The organism is Patescibacteria group bacterium, assembly GCA_018900835.1.
Taxonomy (GTDB): Bacteria; Patescibacteriota; Minisyncoccia; order Minisyncoccales; family PEYH01; genus PEYH01.
The window spans coordinates 12744-30414 of sequence record JAHIFQ010000008.1 but is presented as its reverse complement, the minus strand read 5'-3'; the positions used below and the strand labels follow the sequence as shown (position 1 = coordinate 30414).

Sequence of the window (17671 nt, the reverse complement as noted above, 5' to 3'; positions counted from 1 at the left end):
TACTATTACATTTCTATCCCTAATTTCTTAAAGGCCTTCTTGATTTCTTGTAAACCCTTTGGACCAAGACCTTCTATTTTTAAAATATCTATTTCTTTTTTACGCGCTAATCCTGAAATATTTTTAATATGCGCATTATCCAAAGCGTTTATTGTGCGAACAGAAAACTTCAATTCCTCAAAACTCTTAACTTCTTTAGCTTCTTTCGCTTTCTTGTCCTTTTTGGCTTTTTTGACTTCCTTGCCTTTCTTGCTACCGTCCTTATCGCTCGGCTTTTTCGCAGATGGCTTCTCTTTTATAAGATTACTCTTCTCGTCAAAAATTAAAGTAAAGTGATTTATTAAAATCTCTGTTGCTTTCATTAGGGCCTCTTCCGGACTCATTGTTCCATCTGTTTCTATCTCTAAGCTCAAGCGCTCAAAATCAGTTCTGTCTCCGACCCTAATATTATCAACTTTATAACTCACTCTTTGTATCGGTGTATAAATAGCATCCAAACTTATCTGCCCTATTTCTAATTTTTCCTTATCACGGGTCTCCCTCGGCTCATAACCAATCCCTTTTTGAACGAGGATGTCCATTTCAAAAACCGCTTTTTTATTCGTAAGAGTGGCAATGTGCAAATCCTTATTAACTAATTCTAATTGAGACGGTAATTTTAAATCTTTTCCAAAAACCTCTTTCTCTCCTTGTAGTTTAAGGGTTGCCTGCTGTGGTTCGTCAGAAAAAAGCTTAAAGCGCAATTTTTTTAAATTAAGACAAATTGTGATAACATCCTCCAATACTCCTGGCAATGTTGCAAACTCATGCTGTGCTCCCTTGATTCTCGCCTGCGCAACAGCAGCTCCTTCCAAAGAAGACAACAAAACCCTTCTCAAAGCATTGCCTACTGTGATGCCGTATCCTGGATATAATCCTTCAATTATAAATACAGCGCGATTATTGTCTTTTTCAGAAATCATTGGAACCTTGGGCAAAGAAATCATATTTATTTACCCTCACTCCCCGCCCTGGGCGGGTTCGTTCGGGTTTAATGAGAAAATAAATTATCTTGAATAAAATTCAAATATTGAGGATATTTCCGCTGGCGGAGCAACTTCTTCAAGATTGGGCTTTCCGATGAACTCGCCTTCTATCTTTTCTTTATCAAGCTTAAGCCAGGTCGGAGCTTGGTATTTCTTAATATTTACTGATAATTTTTCAAACACCGGCTTTTTCAAAGAATTTGGCCTGATGCTTACTTTGTCTCCTTTCTTTAAAGAGAAACTTGGAATATCAACTGGCTTCCCATTCACTGAAAAATGACCGTGTGAAACTAATTGTCTTGCTTGGGCGCGATTTGAGGCGATGCCTAAGCGGAAAACAGTGTTATCTAATCGACTCTCCAACTCTTTTACCAAAAGCTCTGCTGGATTTTCTTCTGTTTTGGCTCTGTGCGCCTTTTCCAACACTTTATTGACATAATTACTAAATTGCCTCTCTCTAAGACCATACCATTCCTTTAATTTCTGTTTTTCCTTCAACTCCTTACCATATTCTGATAACGCCCTACCCCTTCTCTTTCCCGCACTGCCAGGAGGATACGCTTTCTTGATCATCGGACATTTAGCAGAAAGACACTTCTCTCCTTTGAGAAATAATTTTCTACCTGTTCTGCGACAAATTTTACATTTTGCATTTTCCATAAGACCTTGCGCTTAATGCCTTTTTATTATTACTAACATTTCCTTGGTTTAGCGGGACGACAACCATTGTGCGGAACAGAGGTCTTGTCTTCAATTGAAACAATATTAACTCCGTGCGCAGCTAATGCTCTGATGGCTGATTCGCGCCCGCTTCCAATGCCCTTAACCTTTACACTAATTTTGTCTAATCTAAATTTCTGAATATTTTGAGCCATTGATTCTGCCACCCTGTTAGCAGCATAAGGAGTCCCCTTTTTTGTGCCCTTGAAACCGATTTTGCCGGCGCTAATCCAACACAAAACACTGCCTATCTCGTCGGTGAGCGTTAAAATCGTGTTGTTGTAAGAAGAATAGATGTAAAGAAATCCATTCTGGACACGAGCCCTGTCAGCCCCTAATTCTCCTGCTCCCTTTTGCATCTTGCTTTCTATGTCTTCTCGCTCTTTAAGTAGCTCTTCTGTACTCTTTTTAATAACTTTTTTCTTTCCCATTGATTTTTATACTTATTTTGGTCCTGGTGCTGCCTTTCTGCCAGAACCAACTGTCTTCCTTGTGTTGCCCCTTACTGTCCTTGAATTTACTCTCGTGGTTTGTCCCCTCACTGGCAGATTCTTCTTATGCCTACTGCCTCTCCAAGAATTGATGTCTTTCAGACGCTTTATCGCCATCATCTGAATCTTTTTGGCATCTCCTTCTACCTTATATTTAGCGCTAATCGCATCTTGAATAAGCCGGATCTCATCATTATTTAACTCTTCCGCCTTTTTATCTAAATCAATCTTAAGTTCCTGTAAAATTTTTTTACTTGAAGAATTGCCTATGCCATATACATAAGTCAACGCTATCTCTATTCTTTTTTTAGGGGGTAAATTTACCCCAGATATTCTCGCCATGTTAGAAGCTGTTAATGAGTGGGTTTATTTATAAATTTACGAATTATTACAGATTCTTACACCCGCCTCGGGCGGGTAAATTACTTCCCTTGTCTCTGTTTATGTTTCGGGTTTTGACAAATAACATAAACATGCCCCTTTCTGCGAACTGTCTTGCATTTATTACAAACTTTTTTTACTGATGCGCGAATTTTCATGGAATATTTATCTAAAAACTTACTGATAAAATAAATCTCGCGTCACATTATAACGCAAATCAAAATTAATATTTATTTTATTTCCTCCTGTAAACTATCCTGCCCCTGTCATCGTCTAATGATGCCAACTCAACCACCACATTGTCTCCAGGCAAAACCTTTATCCTATTGATTCTTAATTTGCCTGCTAAATGGGCTAGTATTTCTTTGCCATTATCAAGCTTTACCCTAAAAGTAGTGCTTGGCAGAGCTTCTTCAATCACTCCCTCTAATCTATGTGTTTGTTTTTTTTCGCTCATTTCAAAATAGTGATAAACAGCATAACATTATTTAAAAAATAGGTCAATAGATTACTTGAAAATTACGGATATCTTTATTTGGTCTGCGCTTAAAGAGGCCTTACGCGCCCAAAAAGGACTAAATGTCACCTTCGGCTGTTTCGCCAATTCGGGACAGATTCCAATTGTGTAGCGGGCGATATCGCTCCTACTCCGACCCTTGACTATTTCCCTTAATGATTCTTCGTCTATTATGGAATAAATCTGGGCTGAAACTTTTAACTTCGCCTTAAGTCCTGTCAAAATACCGCCTGATTCTGAAAGAAAAGCAATGTCAATTGATTCGTCAATAAACTCTTTGTTACTAGACATGTTGACGCCAAGATACGCTCTTCCAAATTCTAATAAATCTGCTTTCTTTGCCATAAAGGCCTTGGCTTTTACATTAATATGGTATACAAACTTATCAATCTCTTGTCCTTCTTGGACATTAAGCGGACTTCCATTAATTAGTTCAATCTCTATGCTATCGCCAAGAATTTTATAATCATCGCCTGCCTCTTTTTGTAAAACCGATTCCATCTCCTGTTTAGCCACAGCCAAAAGCTCTTTTTGAGCATTTTCTAAAGATTCTTTTGTGACCTTTAAAATTGTTTCTTTTCTCCCTCCTTGCATATCGGAAAATGATTTTCCATAAATGTCGTAATACAATTGAGGCGGAGAAAAATTCCTTAGCCCAGGCACAGAAAAAGTGCAGGGCTCAATATTATATTCCCCTCCTGCTTCGCTGGCGATTACTGGAATATCTGCATAACCGCCCATTGGAACGACTATCTTTGTTTCAGCGTGGAATTGGCGAGTCGGTTCACTTGAAGACAAAAACCTTGTGTTTTCAACCAAGCTGATGTCGCGCATGTGTTTATTATACACCCTTATCGTGCCTCTCGCTTTTTCTTCAACTATTGCCTGACCTGCTGAGAATTCCTTGTTAAACTCTTTTTCTATTTCTATTAGTTCAACAGGAATAATGGTTTGGGATAACTCTGAAGCAAGCATAAATTCGCTTGTAGAGGCAGTTAGGGCAATAGAGGTTTCTAAAGAAAATAATTCTGTGGCAGGAACGAGCTCAATCGTTATCTTATTAGTGCTGGAAATAGTCCAATAACCGCCCACAGCTATTACAATACAAATAACCAGTATGGCAATTTTCCATGCCGAGAACTTTTTCGCTTTTTGAAAATTCTCCCCCGGGCTGATTCCTTTTCTTTTTATTTCTGAAACTTTTATTTCTGGGATAGCGATATTTCCATTTGGCTCCACCCCTATTTTCTCCTCTTTAATAGGAATAACTTTTCCAGGAATGAATCTTTGGGGTTGTTTTTGAGGTGGTGTAATATCGTAAATTTTCTTTTTCATTGTCCTAAGATGGCCTTAATTCTTCTTATGCCAGAGCCGACTGACTCTTGTTTTGTTATTTTGAAATTACCCAAGTGGCCTGTTTTTTCTATATGAGGCCCAGCGCAAATTTCTTTTGAAAAGCCTCCGATAGAGTAGACGCTTACTGTATCAGGATACTTTTCTCTAAAAAACGCTATTGCTCCGCCATCTATAGCTTCTTTAAGGGTCATTTCGTTCTTATTCACTGGCAGATTCTCCTTGATTTTTTCATTGACCATTTTTTCTATCTCCCCTATTTCTCCATCTGTCAGTTTTCTATCAAAAGAAAAATCAAATCTCAATCGTTCTGAAGTTATATCAGAGCCCATTTGTTTTACTCCGTCCCCAAGTAATTTTCTTAAAGATGCGTGCAAAAGATGAGTTGCCGTATGCAGCTTGATTGCTTCTGGCGAAGACGCTTCTTTGCCGACTCCTCCGAATTTTTTCTCTGCTCCAGCCCGGGAAATTTCCTGATGTTCTTTTTGAAGCTTAAAAAAATCATCTCTATTCTTGATTTTCATATTATCTCGTCTTGCCCATTCTTCCGTAATCTCCAAGGGTATGCTGTGGGTTGAATAAAGCTCAAAAGCGTTTGCTCCGGTAATTATTCCTTCCAACAATGATTTCTTTATTCTATCATATATTTTCCTGCCTGACTCTTTCGCTTTTTCAAATTTCTCTGACTCTTGTTGGATAACAGTGATTATTCTATCTTCGTTGCGTCCTATTTCAGGATAAATATTTTTGTAATTTTCCACGACCGCTTTTGCTAACTCATAAATCTTTTCCTGTTCTAATTCTAAAATCTCAATATTGGTAAAAATTTTTCTCAATAATCTTCTTAAAACATATCCCCTTTCCACATTTAAAGGCAATATGCCTTCGCAAATCAAAAACACTGCGCTTCTAATATGGTCTGCTATAATCCGCTGTTTTTCAGGACTATCGCCATTGTTAAGAATCTTCATAATCGGCGTAAACAAGTCGGTTTCAAAAACAGAATTTTTTTTCTCACAAACTGCTGCTAACCGTTCAAGGCCCATCCCTGTATCAACGCCATTTTGCTCAAGCGCTGATAATTCGCCTGCCTGATTCTGATAATACTCGTTAAAAACAAGGTTCCAGATTTCAACAAATCTTCCACATTCACAGTTGGGCAGACACTTGTCTGCTAAATCACATGGCTTGCCTGTTAAATCAAAATAGATTTCAACTGTTGGTCCGCAAGGCCCTTCGTTTCCGGTCGGTCCCCACCAATTGGTCTCTTTATTAAATGGAAAAATTCTTTCAGCTAAAACCTTTGATTCTAATAAAAACTTTTTGCTTTCCGCATCCTCTCGCAAGCTATTTTGTCCACTGAAAAAGGTGAACCAAAGTTTCTTTTTTGACAATTTACATTTCTTCACTAAAAAATCAATTGCCATTTCTATTGCTTCTTTTTTGAAATAATCAGCGAAGCTGAAATTGCCGAGCATTTCAAAAAAAGTTAGGTGACTCTTGTCCCCTACCTCATCAATATCAGAAGTTCTTACGCACTTTTGGATACTTACTGCCCTCTTTCCATAAGGCGACTTTTCACCCATAAAATACGGCTTAAATTGCTGCATTCCAGCAGTGGTAAAAAGCACTGATGGGTCGCTCGGAATCAATGAAGAAGACAAGACAATCTTGTGCCCTCTTTTCTCAAAAAACTCTAAAAATAATTTCCGCAGTTTAAGATGATTCATTAATAAAATTTTAGCTGAATCTGTCTGCGATAGATGAGGCAACAAATGACTCTGGCTTTATTTTCGCCTCAAAACCATTACCCTTGATGAGCCCGACAACTTCTTTAATCATATCCCTGGTAGCGCCGTTAGCCCCGACATCCGCATGGATATAACGGAATTCATAGTCCAAGGGCTCGGCTAATTTCAGGGTCTCTTCCTGTGTCCTGTCTCTCAACACCAAAGCCAATCTACAGGACAACAGCACTTCTTCTAAAATTCTTTCGTGGAGATTGTAAAATTTTCTGTTATGATATTTAATCCTTTTCAAAAAAAATCTTCCGCCTGCGCCCTTTCTCAAAACTACTATGGCAATAGGAAAAAATGGCTCTTGACCAGAAGAGGAATCGCATCCCACAATTATCTCATAATCATATTTTGGGCACTCTTTAATGTATGAGAATATCTCTTTTATTACTTCGTCAAAATCAATTTTTCCTTTAGTGGGGTTATAAAATTTTCCTGCGGTAATGTCTTGCATTCTGTTCTATATATCAAAATTTACTTAAAATAGCAATAAACTTTCTTGGGTCTAACGAAGCTCCTCCGGATAGCAATCCATCCATCCCCGCCTCTTTGACAAATCCCAAAGCATTGTCAGGATTAGTGCTCCCGCCATAGATGATTCTTATTTTTTGAGCATTGGTTTTCCCGTAAAGCATGGCCAGGTTTTTTCTAATCAATGCCTTCGCCTCTCTCGCCTTGTCTAAATCGCAAGCATTTCCAGTACCAATCGCCCAAATCGGCTCGTAGGCGATAGTTAATTTTGAATTTTGAATTTTGAATTTTGAAATATCTTTTAAGCCAAGCTCTAACTGCCTTTCCAAAACTTGTTCCGTCTTGCCTTTTTTTCTCTCTTGCCAACTCTCCCCGATACAGAAAATCGGAATTATATCATTGTCTAAACATGCCATGATTTTTTTATTTATCATCTCATCTGTTTCTCCCAACGCCCTTTTTTCGCTATGCCCGATAATCGCATACTCACAGCCAAATAGCTTTAACATTCGGACTGAAATCTGACTAGTAAAAGAACCTTCTTGGGGAAAAGCGTCTTGTGCGCCTAATTTAATGGGGCTTTTTATCACAGCGCTAATCCCTGGGATAAAAATAAAAGGAGGACAGATTACTACCTCTGCTTTTGTTTTTTTTATTCCCATGCTCACTGCTAAAAAAAGCTTCTTTGCTTGAGCAAGCGTCTGCGGATTACATTTCCAATTTGCTACAACTAATGGAATCATATCTTAAATATTAAATTGTCTGCTTCTTAATATATTCTGCTGCTTTTTCCGGCTCTATGGTGGAAATCTCTATGCCTGTTGACATTTCAAAGCCAGCCCAAGTTCCTGTCTTTGGCGCGATTATCCAATGCCAATGGTAATAATCGTGATTCCTGCCATCACAGGGCGCTGTCTGTAGAAAAAAATTATATGGAGGGTCTGCCAACCCTTTATTTAATTTTCTCATTGCCACAAAAAATGCTTCTGCTAAATATTTCTTCTGCTCATCTGTTATCCTTTCAAAATAAGGCAAATGCTGCTTCGGCGTAATCGACATTTCAAATGCGGTTTTAGAAGCAAATGGGCAGACAACTAAAAATTCCTTATTCTCAAAAATCAATCGTTCTTTGCTTTTTCTGTCCCACTCATTCATTTCACAGTGCCCGCATTTTTTATTATGGTCAAAATAATCTTTTGCCCCTGATAAGCTTCTTTTAATTTTTGGGTCTATAACGGGCGCAGCTATAATTTGAGAATGAGGATGAGACACCGATGCCCCAGCTTCTTTGCCGTGATTATGAAAAATAGAAATATAGTTTATGTGTGGCTCTTTCATTATTTCCACATATCTCTCCTCATAAACATCTAATAATTCTTTAATATCCTCCAAATTAAATTCTGCTATTTGCCTTGTATGATGGCGCGTAACTATTACTTCTGCCACGCCATAAGCGTTCATATAAGAATGAAGACCTCTTTTTCTGATATCTAATCCTTTGCCGTATCTGCTAAACGCCGGATACTTGTTTGGAACAACAATAATCGTCCAATTTTTTGGGATTTTAATTTTTTTATCATAATCATGTGGAAATTCTTCTATCTTCCCTTTGCGCGAAATCAAAACCGGAGGCAATTGGGTTTCTATGTTGCAAAAAAAACAATCTTTTTCAGGTATTGTTTCTATTACTCTTTGTTCTTTCTTAAAAGAATCTGGCTTTCTTGACCTGCCAGTAGCAATAACTACCCAATCCCCTGAAATTAAGGCAAAACGCAATTCTGAAGGAAGTTTTTCCTCTTTATTTTTTGCCATTGTATTTCCCTAAAATTAAATCTTTTCTTAATTTTATCATCCCTGTAAACATCCTAATTATATGCTTAAGCTTAACTTTGCTTTCTAAATCATTTACCCATATCACAGGCATTTCCTTAATCTTGTATCCCAATCTTTTCGCCAGCACCAGACATTCAACATCAAAAACAAATCCATCAATTTTTGCTTTTGAAAAAATATCTTCTGTTGCCTTGGCAGTGAATCCTTTAAAACCGCATTGGGTGTCTTGAATATTCCAAAGTCCGATAATAAACTTCCTGATAAGCTTGAAGCTGTCTCCGAGAATAACTTTCCTTATCCATGGCTGGGGCGGATTCAGGACAGCGCCCTTAACATCTCTTGACCCGATTACCGCGGCAAATCCTTGCTCAAAAAATGGCCACATTTTTTCCACTTGGTCTATTGAAGTGGAATTATCAGAATCAGAGAATAACCGATATTCGCCTTTTGCTTCAAGCATGCCTTGTCTTACAACTCCGCCCTTGCCTTTATTTTTTTCATTATCAATCAACCGCAAGTTTGGGATTTCTGCTTCTAATTTTTTTACAACTTCCGCAGTTCTATCTTTTGAGCCGTCGTTAACCACTAAAATCTCGTAATCATAAGATTGTTTCTTTAAATACTCGCTTGTTAAGCGAACGGTTTTGGGTATTCTCTTTTCTTCGTTATAAGCAGGAAAAATAACTGATAGTTTCATAATAAATTATTAATTATTGATCACTTATCACTTATTACTTATCACTTATTACTTATCACTTATCACTCGCCCGCCTCGTGCGGATTGATTGTTAATTATTTTATTATTTTACCATTTCATTAATAAAAAACAAAGAGGGGCGCCTTTAAGGTCCCCTCAACTGAACCAATAAGCGCCCTTAAAACTCGGCGTCCGAGTCAATCCCCCAGAACAAATAAGAGATGCAGTCCATTATCTCTTCTCTTATCGAATCCATCATATATGACAGAAGGACTATTGCGAGGACTATTGCGACCAAGGCAATCCAAAGCCACATTTCAAGAATCAAGTGATGGATATGAAGTGCCCAAGCAAACGATGCCGATGTGAAACAAAAGCTCACAATAAGTCTTACCCGCAAAAACCTCAACCTATAACTCTTTAGAAATAGGAAAGGCAGGTCAATCCATGGTGAGCAATTGCACAAGAACAGCGCAACTGGGCCGAAGAGATTATGATGAATAAGGAAAGAGCTTACCAGAGATTCCGCCAACGCCGCCAACGCCGCCAATAATAAGATTCTGAACATTTCCCCTCCTTTTTCTGGCTGATTAGGTAAGCTAAGCCTATCATACCTCCCCCAAATGTCAAAAACTTGCCGAGAATCTGCCGAGATCGTTTCTCGGCAAGTTTTCTCGGCAGATTTTAGTTAGAATGTTTAGAGGTCCGACCTCCAAACATTAGGCCAGAAAAATTACCCGCCCCGGGCGGGTTGTGAGAATCCTCAATACTGGTATGGCTTCCGACGTTTTACGAAAATTACGAGGCCGGGCCTCGTAATTTTCGTAGGGGCGGGTAATTTTCGTCTTGCCTAGTAATATCTATTAATAGCGCGCAGAAAAAGACAAAGGCACTTATTTCCGCAGAAACAAGTGCCTAGTGTAGCCCCACGATGAAACGCTGGGGCTATTGAGACAGAGATAAGAATGCCTCATCTCCCGCGCCATCCAAAAAACTTCTGGAGAACTGCGTAGAGAATCAGACGGATTGGACCACGCGTCCACCATTGGGTGGATTTCTGGCAAAAACCTATCCGACCGATATTCCTTGCAATAGGCGTGAACCCTGATTGCTTTACAAGCTGCCGACATTTGTGAAGGTGCAGAAAAGGATTTGCCACTGGGATAACGTGCGAAACCCCTTCCCTGCTAAATACCTCGGCTGCCTGAGCCATAACCTCTTCGCTGTCAAGATAAATACATCGCTGACGATGATTCACCACTATATAGTCAATCATTTTTGACGGAAGAGCGGTCGTTATCTCCCATTGAGCAACCACCACAACGCTGATTCCTCGCTGCTTTTCTTCTCGCACAATCCTTTGCACTGCTTTTGCAAGAGCAATATTGCAAGGATTGGGCTCACATTTAGTAAGCCCGAACGAGAAAGCAACAACTCCAATAGGCACTTTTGGAGGCCTGACAAAACTTTCGAATGGTCCCATTTCCAATCACCTCCTTTTCTTCCCTTTGTTCTATTTTTACCCTAACAGTTAATGCTTATTCTGTCAAGATGCGATTGCCGTTGCTGGTTATCGCGATTGTGTGTTCAAAATGCGCGGAAAGAGAATTATCTATGGTTTGAAGTCCGTATCTGTCTGGCGCTTTTTTGATTTTGCCTATTCCAATGCCTGCCATTGGCTCAAGACATAAAACCATTCCTTGCTTGAGCTCTTCTCCTTTTTTTCTCTTCCCATAATTTAAAATCTCCGGTTCTTCGTGGAGTTTTCTGCCAATTCCATGTCCGCAGAGTTCTTTCACAACGCAAAGTCCTCTTTTCTCTAAATACCTCTCAATCGTATTCCCCACATCCCCAAGAGTATTGCCTGGCCTTGCTTTTTTAATAGCAATACTTAAAGATTTTTTAACTGCCCTAATTAATTGCCAGGCCTCAATACTTATCTCTCCCACAGGCATTGTAATTGCCATATCAGAAAAATACCCTTTATACATTATCCCTAAATCAAGGGATAAAATATCTCCTTGTTTTAAAACATATTCTGATGGAATGCCATGCACTATTACTTCGTTAATTGAAGTGCAGAGAACTGCTGGGAAATCATCATATCCCAAAAACGCAGGAATTGTATTGGATTTAAAAACAAGCTCTTGAGCGAGCTTATTTAATTCATTAGTGGTAATTCCTGGCTTGACTGCTGATTTTATCTCTTTCATAATCTCTGCCAGGATTTTCCCTGCTTCTGCCATTATTTTTATTTCTTGTGGAGTTTTGATAGGAATCATTTTATCGCCTTAAGAACATTATCAAAAACATTTGCTGGCGCTGGCGAAGCGTCAATATCTGTCACTTTATACCCCTCATTTTTTAAATAATCAACTATTGGAAGAGTTCTATTTTTATATTCCTCTAATCTAATTTTTATTACTTCTGTATCGTCTAATTTTTCTCTTTTAATTAATTTTGAACCATCTAATGGACAAATCTTTAAATTCTCGGTCTCTTTATTAAATAAAATAGGATGCCTCATAAGTTCGCAAATCCGTCTATTAGAATTTCGCCAAATACTATCCTCAGCCTTAAGTTCAAACACAATAACCCTTATGTTCTCCTTGCCATAAAATTCTACCATGACTGGCATGATTTCTTTCGTCTCTGGCAATGTCCTGGGACTGCCTGCAAAAATAATTGATTCGCCTTGTTCTGCCAATTCCTTAATTCTGTTATTGACCCAAAAGGCGACCAATAACGGAGTGCAAAGTATCCCATCTTCCCATAATTTCTTTTCCGCCAATAAATTATATTCCTTGCCACCAATTTTCTGAACCTCACCGTCTCGAGCATTCATCACTTTCTGTTCAATAATCTTGCTTGTGTCGAAATAATAAAAACCCATTTTGTCGGCTAAAAGCGTTGCCTGTATGCCCTTCCCTGCACCCGGCGGTCCCAAAATGATGATTATCTGTTGATTATTAGTTTTCGCCATATCAAAATAATATTATTTAATTTGGATTTTGAGCTTGATTTGGACTTTGGACTTTGGACTTATAAGGTCTCATACTCCCTCATCTGCAATTGAGCGTTTATCTGCTTCACAGTATCTAATACAACTGCCACAACGATTAAAAGAGATGTTCCTCCTACTAAGAAACTAAAAGAAGTAACACCTGTAATTCCTTTTATCAGATAAGGCATAATTGCGATAACGCTCAAAAACATTGCCCCGATAAACAAAACTCGGTGGAGAATATATGTGAGAAATGATGCGGTGGATTCCCCTGGTCTTATGCCAGGAACAAATCCTCCCATCTTTTTTAAATTATTAGAAATCGCTTTCGGGTCAAAAGTAACCATTGTATAAAAATAAGTAAAGGCAAAAACCAATATGAAATAAGTGGTGCCCCAGGCAATCTCATGGTTCTGAAAGTTTGCCACTGACCTGGCTATTGAGCCAACCACGCCCCCCGCATTAGCGAAGAAACTGCCTATCATTTGCGGGAAAAGCAAGATTGAAAGAGCGAAAATAATCGGAATTACCCCTGCTGGATTAACATTCAGCGGAAGATAAGTGGAAGACCCTCCATAAATCTTATTACCCCTCACTCTTTTGGCGTATGAAACCGGAATATTACGCCTTGCCTCTGTAACTAAAACTACTCCTATAATAATCAAAAACGCTGCGCCAAAAAATAAAAGATAGCCCGGCAATTGCGCTGGGTCCCAGCTAAAAGCGAATTGATAGATGTTCCCCGGAATACTTGACACTATGCCGGCAAAAATCAACAAAGAAACGCCATTACCAATCCCTTTTTCAGTAATCATTTCCCCCAGCCAAACCAAAAACATAGCTCCAGCGGTGACTGTAATCAATGCGCTTATCATCATAATCGGAGACAATGCTCCAATGGCCGGCTCTCCACCGGCAGTCGGAGTCCTTTGAAGAAGATTAAGCATGGCATATCCTTGCATTATTGCCAAAGGTATAGTCAAGATTCTACCGTATTGATTGAATCTCTGTCTGCCAGCCGCCCCCTCTTCTTTGTATATTTTCTCCAGAGCAGGGAAAATCATTGTTAAAAGCTGAAGAATGATTGTTGCTGTGATGTATGGACCGATTCCAAGCATCACGATAGAAAGCTTGGCTAATGTTCCTCCAGTGAAAATATTTAGCAAACCGAACATCTGAAATCTATCGAAAAACCCTTGAAGGTTTTGAGCATCAATGCCCGGCACTGGTATATTTGCCATCAATCGGAATAACAAAAATATTGCCAAGACAAACAAAATCTTCTTGCGCAAGTCCTTTATTTTAAATATCTGAATTATTTTACTAAAATTCATTTTTTAGATTCCGTCTTTTTTACTTTTGACTTTTTCACTTCTCCCCCTGCTTTTATTATTTTCTCTTCAGCTTGTTTAGAAATCTTGCAGCACTTGACAACAAATTTTTTGCTAACATCACCCTCACCCAAAATTTTAACCAAAGGCATCTTCCCCTTTATTTTATGAATTAATTTCTTATCAAGCAAGACCATCGGACTTATAACAGCATTATCATCAAATTTTTCCTGAAGCGTTTTAAGATTAATTATAAATACCAGCTCGCCCTTGGAACCGAATTTATATCCTCTTAATTTTGGATATCTTTTAATGAAACCCCTGATAATCGGCTCAAAGCTCTTGCCTGCTCTGGATTTCTGCCCCTTCATTCCCCTGCCAGAGTAAGTGCCTCGCTTTCCGCCTCTACCGATTCGCTTCTTGGTTTTTTTCTTATGCTTTGGCTTTATTTCGTGTAACTGCATCTTTTTATTTCTCTTTTACAATTTTAATTTACTCAATGCCAACATTGTTGCCCGAGCATTATTCAATTTATTTCTAGTACCTCCCAAAATCTTGGATGAAACATTTTTAATGCCAGCTAAATCACAAATAACCCGCACTGTGCCGCCTGCGACCAACCCTCTACCTGCTCTCTGCGGTCTTAATAGAACTCTTGCTGCTCCAAATTTCGCCCTAACCTCATGAGGAATAGTGCCTCCTTTCATTGGCACTGTAAGTAATTCTTTCTTGGCTGACTTAGTTGCTTTTTCTACTGATTGCGCAACATCCAAGCCCTTAGCCACTCCAACTCCAACTCTGCCGTTCCTATCACCTACCACCATAACCGCCCTAAACCTCATTTGCTTACCTCCTGCAGTCACCCTCACAACCCTGTCCAAACTTAAAAGCTTAGAGTCAAACTCGTCTTTTTCTGTTTCTTTTTGTTGATTAATTCTTTTAAACATATAATTAAGATTGAATCATCAAAACTTTAATCCGCCTTTTCTCGCGCCTTCGGCTAATGCCTTTACTCTTCCGTGGTATTTATAGCCACCCCTGTCAAAAACAACCTTTGTAATTTTTTTCTCTTTTGCCTTCTCCGCTATTAACTCACCTGTTTTAAAAGCAATTCCAATCTTCCCTTTCTCTTCTTTGTCTTTTTTAATTTCAACATCACTTGCAGAGACCAATGTCTTTTGAATATCGTCATCTATCAATTGGGCGTATATATGGCTTGCTGACCTAAAAACACAAAGTCGGGGACAATCCTTTTTGCCACTAATTCTTCCCCTTACCCTATTATGCCTTTGTATTCTTTTTATTCTTCTTCCAATCATGTTGATATATTATTTAAAAATTACACCTTCGCACTCTCTGCTCTTTTACCCGCTTTTCTCAAGACGACTTCTCCGACATAACGAATCCCCTTTCCTTTATACGGCTCTGGCGGTCTTACCCTCCTTATTTTCGCTGCTGTTTCTCCCACCAACTGCTTATCAATTCCAGAAACTATAATAATATTCTTCTCAACCGCAAAATCTATTCCTTCCGGCGTTTTGAGATTTATCGGGTGAGAAAAGCCCATCTCCAGAATCAAACCATCTCCTTCAACTCTTGCCCGATATCCAACTCCCTGAATCTCTAATTTTTTATTATATCCCTCGATTACTCCCTTAACAGCATTAGCTACTAACGCTCTTGTCAATCCCCAAAAAGCGCTGGCATTTTTGCCCTGTTCCCTGATGTTAAATGATATTTGACCATCCTGAACACTTGCTTCTATTTCAGGACGAATCTGAACTTTAAGCTCTCCTTTAGGGCCCTTGATTGTTATATTATTCCCGTCTATATTCACCTCTACTTTGTCCGGGATTTTAATTGGTTGTTTACCTATGCGACTCATATATTAAATTTCTTATTTGCTTAATTATTTATTTGCTTAATCACTGCCAAATTTCTGCTATTATCTCACCTCCCAAATTTTGTTTCCTCGCCTCCCAACCAATCATCAGTCCTTTGGGGGTTGATACAATAATAAATCCACCGCCACCTCTGGATAATCGGATTCTCTTACTTGAAGCGTAGACCCTTCTCCCTGGCTTTGAAATTCTCTCTAAATGGCTGATAATCGGCTGATTATCTTTATATTTCAAAGTAATTCTGATAATCTTTCTGGTTTTATTATGTTTTTTTTCTATTTTTTTAATCACTCCTTGTTTTAAAAAGATTTCTGCTAAACTGTATTTAAAATTTGAATACGGCACATCTACAGATGGATGAAGCACTGCTTGGGCATTCCTTATTCTATTTAACATATCTGCTATTGGGTCTGTCATATAACTAAATTAAAAATGAAAAATGAAAAATTTACCATGATGATTTTCTTACTCCTGGGATCAACCCCTCATTTGCCATTTCGCGGAAGCATATTCTGCAAAGTCCGAATTTTCTCATAAAAGCCCTTCTCCTTCCGCATCTAAAACAACGCCTAACAGTTCTTGTGCTGAACTTCGGCTTTCTCTTTGATTTTACAATCTGTGATTCTTTAGGCATTATTTTTTATCGGGAAACCTAATGATTTAAATAATTCCATACCCTCTTCTTTATTTTTAGCGCTTGTCACAACAGTAATCTCAAAACCAAATATTCTTTTAGTTTTTTCAGCGCTTATTTCCGGAAAAACGATTTGTTCTTTTATTCCTATCGTTAAATTGCCATCTCTGTCAACTGAATCTGGATTTAATCCAGCGAAATCTCTTGTGCGGGGCAGAATAATATTGATTAACCGCTCCAATGTGTCATACATCTTCTGCTTCCTCAATGTTGTCATAGCGCCTACTGGCGCGCCCTCCCTAATCTTAAATGTTGAAATTGATTTCTTCGCCTCTCGCAAAATCGGTTTTTGCCCAGTAATCAATGCCAAATCCTCCAAGATATCCTTATACTCGTTTGCCGCGTCTTGCTTGCTTTTCCCGCTAACTAATCGTCCAAAGCCAGTATTAACAACCACTTTTTCAATGCAAGGCACTGCAGCAATGCTTTTATAACCGAATTTCTCTTTTAATTTCGGCACCACTTCTTTATGATATTTTTCCTTTAATCTCATCATTTCTTTTTTTTATATTTAAATCACTGCCTGACACTTTTTACAAACTCGTTTTTTTCTTTTATCTCCTGCCTGTGTATGCCCTATTTTAGCCGGCTTCCCGCATTTAGGACAGATTATCTTAACATTTGAAATAGAAATAAAGCCGGGCTTTTCAATCACTTGGCCTTTTTCGCCTTCTTTCTTTGGTCGATGATGCTTTTTCTGGATATTGATTCCTTCAACCTGAATTCTTGCTGAAGGTGAAACTTTAATCACTTTTCCAGTTCTTCCACGGTCATCGCCTGCTATTATTAAAATTGTGTCTCCTTGTTTTACATCTGACATATAATTATATTATTTCATTTGCTAAAGCAGCTATCTTATCAAATCCTTTTTCTTTGATTTCTCTTGGTATTGGACCAAACAACCTTCCTGCTTTGGGCTCCTTTGTTTTGCCCTCTAAAATCACAACTGCGTTCTCGTCAAAGCTGATATACGAACCATCTAAACGCCTTAACGGTCTTTTCTGTCTTACAATAACAGCTCTTGTTTTGTCGTGTTTCTTGACTATCTTTCTTGGCTCTGCTTTCTTCACAGCTACTACTATAATATCCCCTATCTGCGCATATCTTCTCTTGCTGCCTCCCAAAACCTTAAAACATTGGACCACTTTTGCTCCGCTGTTATCAGCTACATTTAACATTGTTTGAACCTGTATCATGTTTTTAAATTTTGGGTTTCGGCTTTTTGATTTTCGGATATTACTCGCCATGTCTTATCCTTGCTCAATGGCCTTGTCTCCTCTATCACTACCACATCCCCTGTCTTGAAAGCATTCATTTCGTCATGCGCCTTGTATTTCGTGTGGGACTTATACTTTCTCCTGTACAACCGATGGGTTTTCAATATCTCAACCTTAACTACAATGGTTTTATCCATCTTATCAGAAACAACTATGCCTTTTAATCGTTTTTTACTCATA

General features: G+C 38.6%; 26 protein-coding genes. All 26 read right to left on the bottom strand.

The genetic code is table 11. The features are described from left to right. Window positions 1-5 precede the first annotated feature (5 nt). Window positions 6-992 (bottom strand): DNA-directed RNA polymerase subunit alpha, encoded by a 987-nt coding sequence (locus KJ562_01545; GenBank protein MBU3964399.1) that lies wholly within the window; start codon window positions 990-992, stop codon window positions 6-8. A 54-nt stretch (window positions 993-1046) separates the two neighbouring features. Further along, a complete protein-coding gene (gene rpsD, locus KJ562_01540; protein ID MBU3964398.1) occupies window positions 1047-1685 on the bottom strand; it encodes a 30S ribosomal protein S4 in 639 nt (212 codons plus the stop codon). Between the two features lie 32 nt (window positions 1686-1717). Beyond that, complete coding sequence (rpsK, locus tag KJ562_01535; GenBank protein MBU3964397.1) at window positions 1718-2176, bottom strand: 30S ribosomal protein S11; 459 nt, start codon at window positions 2174-2176, stop codon at window positions 1718-1720. Window positions 2177-2188: 12 nt separating this feature from the next. Further along, window positions 2189-2578, bottom strand: coding sequence for a 30S ribosomal protein S13 (rpsM, locus tag KJ562_01530; GenBank protein MBU3964396.1), 390 nt, complete (start codon window positions 2576-2578; stop codon window positions 2189-2191). 80 nt (window positions 2579-2658) lie between these two features. Further along, window positions 2659-2775 carry a 50S ribosomal protein L36 gene (rpmJ, locus tag KJ562_01525; GenBank protein MBU3964395.1) on the bottom strand — a complete coding sequence of 39 codons (117 nt, stop codon included), beginning with the start codon at window positions 2773-2775 and terminating at the stop codon, window positions 2659-2661. 77 nt (window positions 2776-2852) lie between these two features. Beyond that, on the bottom strand, window positions 2853-3074 hold the full coding sequence (infA, locus tag KJ562_01520) for a translation initiation factor IF-1 (GenBank protein ID MBU3964394.1): 222 nt from the start codon (window positions 3072-3074) through the stop codon (window positions 2853-2855). 51 nt (window positions 3075-3125) lie between these two features. Next, window positions 3126-4469, bottom strand: a complete 1344-nt coding sequence (locus tag KJ562_01515) for a hypothetical protein (protein MBU3964393.1) — start codon at window positions 4467-4469, stop codon at window positions 3126-3128. After that, window positions 4466-6217 (bottom strand): alanine--tRNA ligase, encoded by a 1752-nt coding sequence (locus tag KJ562_01510; protein MBU3964392.1) that lies wholly within the window; start codon window positions 6215-6217, stop codon window positions 4466-4468. Before KJ562_01510 ends, KJ562_01515 begins: the two co-directional genes overlap by 4 nt. A 10-nt stretch (window positions 6218-6227) precedes the next feature. Beyond that, window positions 6228-6737, bottom strand: a complete 510-nt coding sequence (locus tag KJ562_01505; GenBank protein MBU3964391.1) for a ribonuclease H-like YkuK family protein — start codon at window positions 6735-6737, stop codon at window positions 6228-6230. 13 nt (window positions 6738-6750) lie between these two features. Further along, the gene (gene tpiA / locus KJ562_01500) at window positions 6751-7497 is read right to left on the bottom strand and encodes a triose-phosphate isomerase (protein ID MBU3964390.1); all 747 of its coding nucleotides are present in this window, start codon (window positions 7495-7497) and stop codon (window positions 6751-6753) included. A 10-nt stretch (window positions 7498-7507) separates the two neighbouring features. Beyond that, a complete protein-coding gene (locus KJ562_01495) occupies window positions 7508-8566 on the bottom strand; it encodes a DUF4931 domain-containing protein (GenBank protein MBU3964389.1) in 1059 nt (352 codons plus the stop codon). Beyond that, window positions 8553-9284, bottom strand: coding sequence for a glycosyltransferase family 2 protein (locus tag KJ562_01490; protein MBU3964388.1), 732 nt, complete (start codon window positions 9282-9284; stop codon window positions 8553-8555). The genes KJ562_01495 and KJ562_01490 overlap by 14 nt, the downstream gene beginning before the upstream one ends. 970 nt (window positions 9285-10254) lie before the next feature. Continuing rightward, window positions 10255-10767 carry a hypothetical protein gene (locus KJ562_01485; GenBank protein ID MBU3964387.1) on the bottom strand — a complete coding sequence of 171 codons (513 nt, stop codon included), beginning with the start codon at window positions 10765-10767 and terminating at the stop codon, window positions 10255-10257. Between the two features lie 55 nt (window positions 10768-10822). Next, the gene (gene map / locus KJ562_01480) at window positions 10823-11566 is read right to left on the bottom strand and encodes a type I methionyl aminopeptidase (protein MBU3964386.1); all 744 of its coding nucleotides are present in this window, start codon (window positions 11564-11566) and stop codon (window positions 10823-10825) included. Next, complete coding sequence (locus KJ562_01475) at window positions 11563-12267, bottom strand: nucleoside monophosphate kinase (GenBank protein ID MBU3964385.1); 705 nt, start codon at window positions 12265-12267, stop codon at window positions 11563-11565. Before KJ562_01475 ends, map begins: the two co-directional genes overlap by 4 nt. Window positions 12268-12326: 59 nt before the next feature. Next, entirely contained in the window at window positions 12327-13622 is a 1296-nt protein-coding gene (gene secY / locus KJ562_01470) for a preprotein translocase subunit SecY (protein ID MBU3964384.1), read from the bottom strand. Beyond that, a complete protein-coding gene (gene rplO / locus KJ562_01465) occupies window positions 13619-14083 on the bottom strand; it encodes a 50S ribosomal protein L15 (GenBank protein ID MBU3964383.1) in 465 nt (154 codons plus the stop codon). The genes secY and rplO overlap by 4 nt, the downstream gene beginning before the upstream one ends. A gap of 15 nt (window positions 14084-14098) precedes the next feature. After that, window positions 14099-14566, bottom strand: a complete 468-nt coding sequence (locus tag KJ562_01460; protein MBU3964382.1) for a 30S ribosomal protein S5 — start codon at window positions 14564-14566, stop codon at window positions 14099-14101. Between the two features lie 18 nt (window positions 14567-14584). Continuing rightward, window positions 14585-14938 (bottom strand): 50S ribosomal protein L18, encoded by a 354-nt coding sequence (gene rplR, locus KJ562_01455; GenBank protein MBU3964381.1) that lies wholly within the window; start codon window positions 14936-14938, stop codon window positions 14585-14587. Window positions 14939-14958: 20 nt separating this feature from the next. Then, window positions 14959-15504: a 50S ribosomal protein L6 gene (gene rplF / locus KJ562_01450; GenBank protein MBU3964380.1), complete on the bottom strand. Its 546-nt coding sequence runs from the start codon at window positions 15502-15504 to the stop codon at window positions 14959-14961. A gap of 40 nt (window positions 15505-15544) precedes the next feature. Continuing rightward, entirely contained in the window at window positions 15545-15937 is a 393-nt protein-coding gene (gene rpsH, locus KJ562_01445) for a 30S ribosomal protein S8 (protein ID MBU3964379.1), read from the bottom strand. A gap of 31 nt (window positions 15938-15968) precedes the next feature. Then, window positions 15969-16154, bottom strand: coding sequence for a type Z 30S ribosomal protein S14 (locus tag KJ562_01440; GenBank protein ID MBU3964378.1), 186 nt, complete (start codon window positions 16152-16154; stop codon window positions 15969-15971). Next, the gene (rplE, locus tag KJ562_01435; GenBank protein ID MBU3964377.1) at window positions 16147-16710 is read right to left on the bottom strand and encodes a 50S ribosomal protein L5; all 564 of its coding nucleotides are present in this window, start codon (window positions 16708-16710) and stop codon (window positions 16147-16149) included. The genes KJ562_01440 and rplE overlap by 8 nt, the downstream gene beginning before the upstream one ends. A gap of 15 nt (window positions 16711-16725) precedes the next feature. Continuing rightward, window positions 16726-17034 carry a 50S ribosomal protein L24 gene (rplX, locus tag KJ562_01430; protein MBU3964376.1) on the bottom strand — a complete coding sequence of 103 codons (309 nt, stop codon included), beginning with the start codon at window positions 17032-17034 and terminating at the stop codon, window positions 16726-16728. A gap of 4 nt (window positions 17035-17038) precedes the next feature. After that, window positions 17039-17410, bottom strand: coding sequence for a 50S ribosomal protein L14 (rplN, locus tag KJ562_01425; GenBank protein ID MBU3964375.1), 372 nt, complete (start codon window positions 17408-17410; stop codon window positions 17039-17041). Beyond that, window positions 17407-17670, bottom strand: coding sequence for a 30S ribosomal protein S17 (rpsQ, locus tag KJ562_01420; GenBank protein ID MBU3964374.1), 264 nt, complete (start codon window positions 17668-17670; stop codon window positions 17407-17409). Before rpsQ ends, rplN begins: the two co-directional genes overlap by 4 nt. Window position 17671 lies beyond the last annotated feature (1 nt).

Excerpts from the sequence above, each read along its gene's own strand:
- rpsD (MBU3964398.1), bottom strand. The coding sequence starts at position 1,685 with ATGGAAAATGCAAAATGTAAAATTTGTCGCAGAACAGGTAGAAAATTA.
- rpsK (MBU3964397.1), bottom strand. The coding sequence starts at position 2,176 with ATGGGAAAGAAAAAAGTTATTAAAAAGAGTACAGAAGAGCTACTTAAA.
- rpsM (MBU3964396.1), bottom strand. The coding sequence starts at position 2,578 with ATGGCGAGAATATCTGGGGTAAATTTACCCCCTAAAAAAAGAATAGAG.
- rpmJ (MBU3964395.1), bottom strand. The coding sequence starts at position 2,775 with ATGAAAATTCGCGCATCAGTAAAAAAAGTTTGTAATAAATGCAAGACA.
- infA (MBU3964394.1), bottom strand. The coding sequence starts at position 3,074 with ATGAGCGAAAAAAAACAAACACATAGATTAGAGGGAGTGATTGAAGAA.
- KJ562_01515 (MBU3964393.1), bottom strand. The coding sequence starts at position 4,469 with ATGAAAAAGAAAATTTACGATATTACACCACCTCAAAAACAACCCCAA.
- KJ562_01510 (MBU3964392.1), bottom strand. The coding sequence starts at position 6,217 with ATGAATCATCTTAAACTGCGGAAATTATTTTTAGAGTTTTTTGAGAAA.
- KJ562_01505 (MBU3964391.1), bottom strand. The coding sequence starts at position 6,737 with ATGCAAGACATTACCGCAGGAAAATTTTATAACCCCACTAAAGGAAAA.
- tpiA (MBU3964390.1), bottom strand. The coding sequence starts at position 7,497 with ATGATTCCATTAGTTGTAGCAAATTGGAAATGTAATCCGCAGACGCTT.
- KJ562_01495 (MBU3964389.1), bottom strand. The coding sequence starts at position 8,566 with ATGGCAAAAAATAAAGAGGAAAAACTTCCTTCAGAATTGCGTTTTGCC.
- KJ562_01490 (MBU3964388.1), bottom strand. The coding sequence starts at position 9,284 with ATGAAACTATCAGTTATTTTTCCTGCTTATAACGAAGAAAAGAGAATA.
- KJ562_01485 (MBU3964387.1), bottom strand. The coding sequence starts at position 10,767 with ATGGGACCATTCGAAAGTTTTGTCAGGCCTCCAAAAGTGCCTATTGGA.
- map (MBU3964386.1), bottom strand. The coding sequence starts at position 11,566 with ATGATTCCTATCAAAACTCCACAAGAAATAAAAATAATGGCAGAAGCA.
- KJ562_01475 (MBU3964385.1), bottom strand. The coding sequence starts at position 12,267 with ATGGCGAAAACTAATAATCAACAGATAATCATCATTTTGGGACCGCCG.
- secY (MBU3964384.1), bottom strand. The coding sequence starts at position 13,622 with ATGAATTTTAGTAAAATAATTCAGATATTTAAAATAAAGGACTTGCGC.
- rplO (MBU3964383.1), bottom strand. The coding sequence starts at position 14,083 with ATGCAGTTACACGAAATAAAGCCAAAGCATAAGAAAAAAACCAAGAAG.
- KJ562_01460 (MBU3964382.1), bottom strand. The coding sequence starts at position 14,566 with ATGTTTAAAAGAATTAATCAACAAAAAGAAACAGAAAAAGACGAGTTT.
- rplR (MBU3964381.1), bottom strand. The coding sequence starts at position 14,938 with ATGATTGGAAGAAGAATAAAAAGAATACAAAGGCATAATAGGGTAAGG.
- rplF (MBU3964380.1), bottom strand. The coding sequence starts at position 15,504 with ATGAGTCGCATAGGTAAACAACCAATTAAAATCCCGGACAAAGTAGAG.
- rpsH (MBU3964379.1), bottom strand. The coding sequence starts at position 15,937 with ATGACAGACCCAATAGCAGATATGTTAAATAGAATAAGGAATGCCCAA.
- KJ562_01440 (MBU3964378.1), bottom strand. The coding sequence starts at position 16,154 with ATGCCTAAAGAATCACAGATTGTAAAATCAAAGAGAAAGCCGAAGTTC.
- rplE (MBU3964377.1), bottom strand. The coding sequence starts at position 16,710 with ATGATGAGATTAAAGGAAAAATATCATAAAGAAGTGGTGCCGAAATTA.
- rplX (MBU3964376.1), bottom strand. The coding sequence starts at position 17,034 with ATGTCAGATGTAAAACAAGGAGACACAATTTTAATAATAGCAGGCGAT.
- rplN (MBU3964375.1), bottom strand. The coding sequence starts at position 17,410 with ATGATACAGGTTCAAACAATGTTAAATGTAGCTGATAACAGCGGAGCA.
- rpsQ (MBU3964374.1), bottom strand. The coding sequence starts at position 17,670 with ATGAGTAAAAAACGATTAAAAGGCATAGTTGTTTCTGATAAGATGGAT.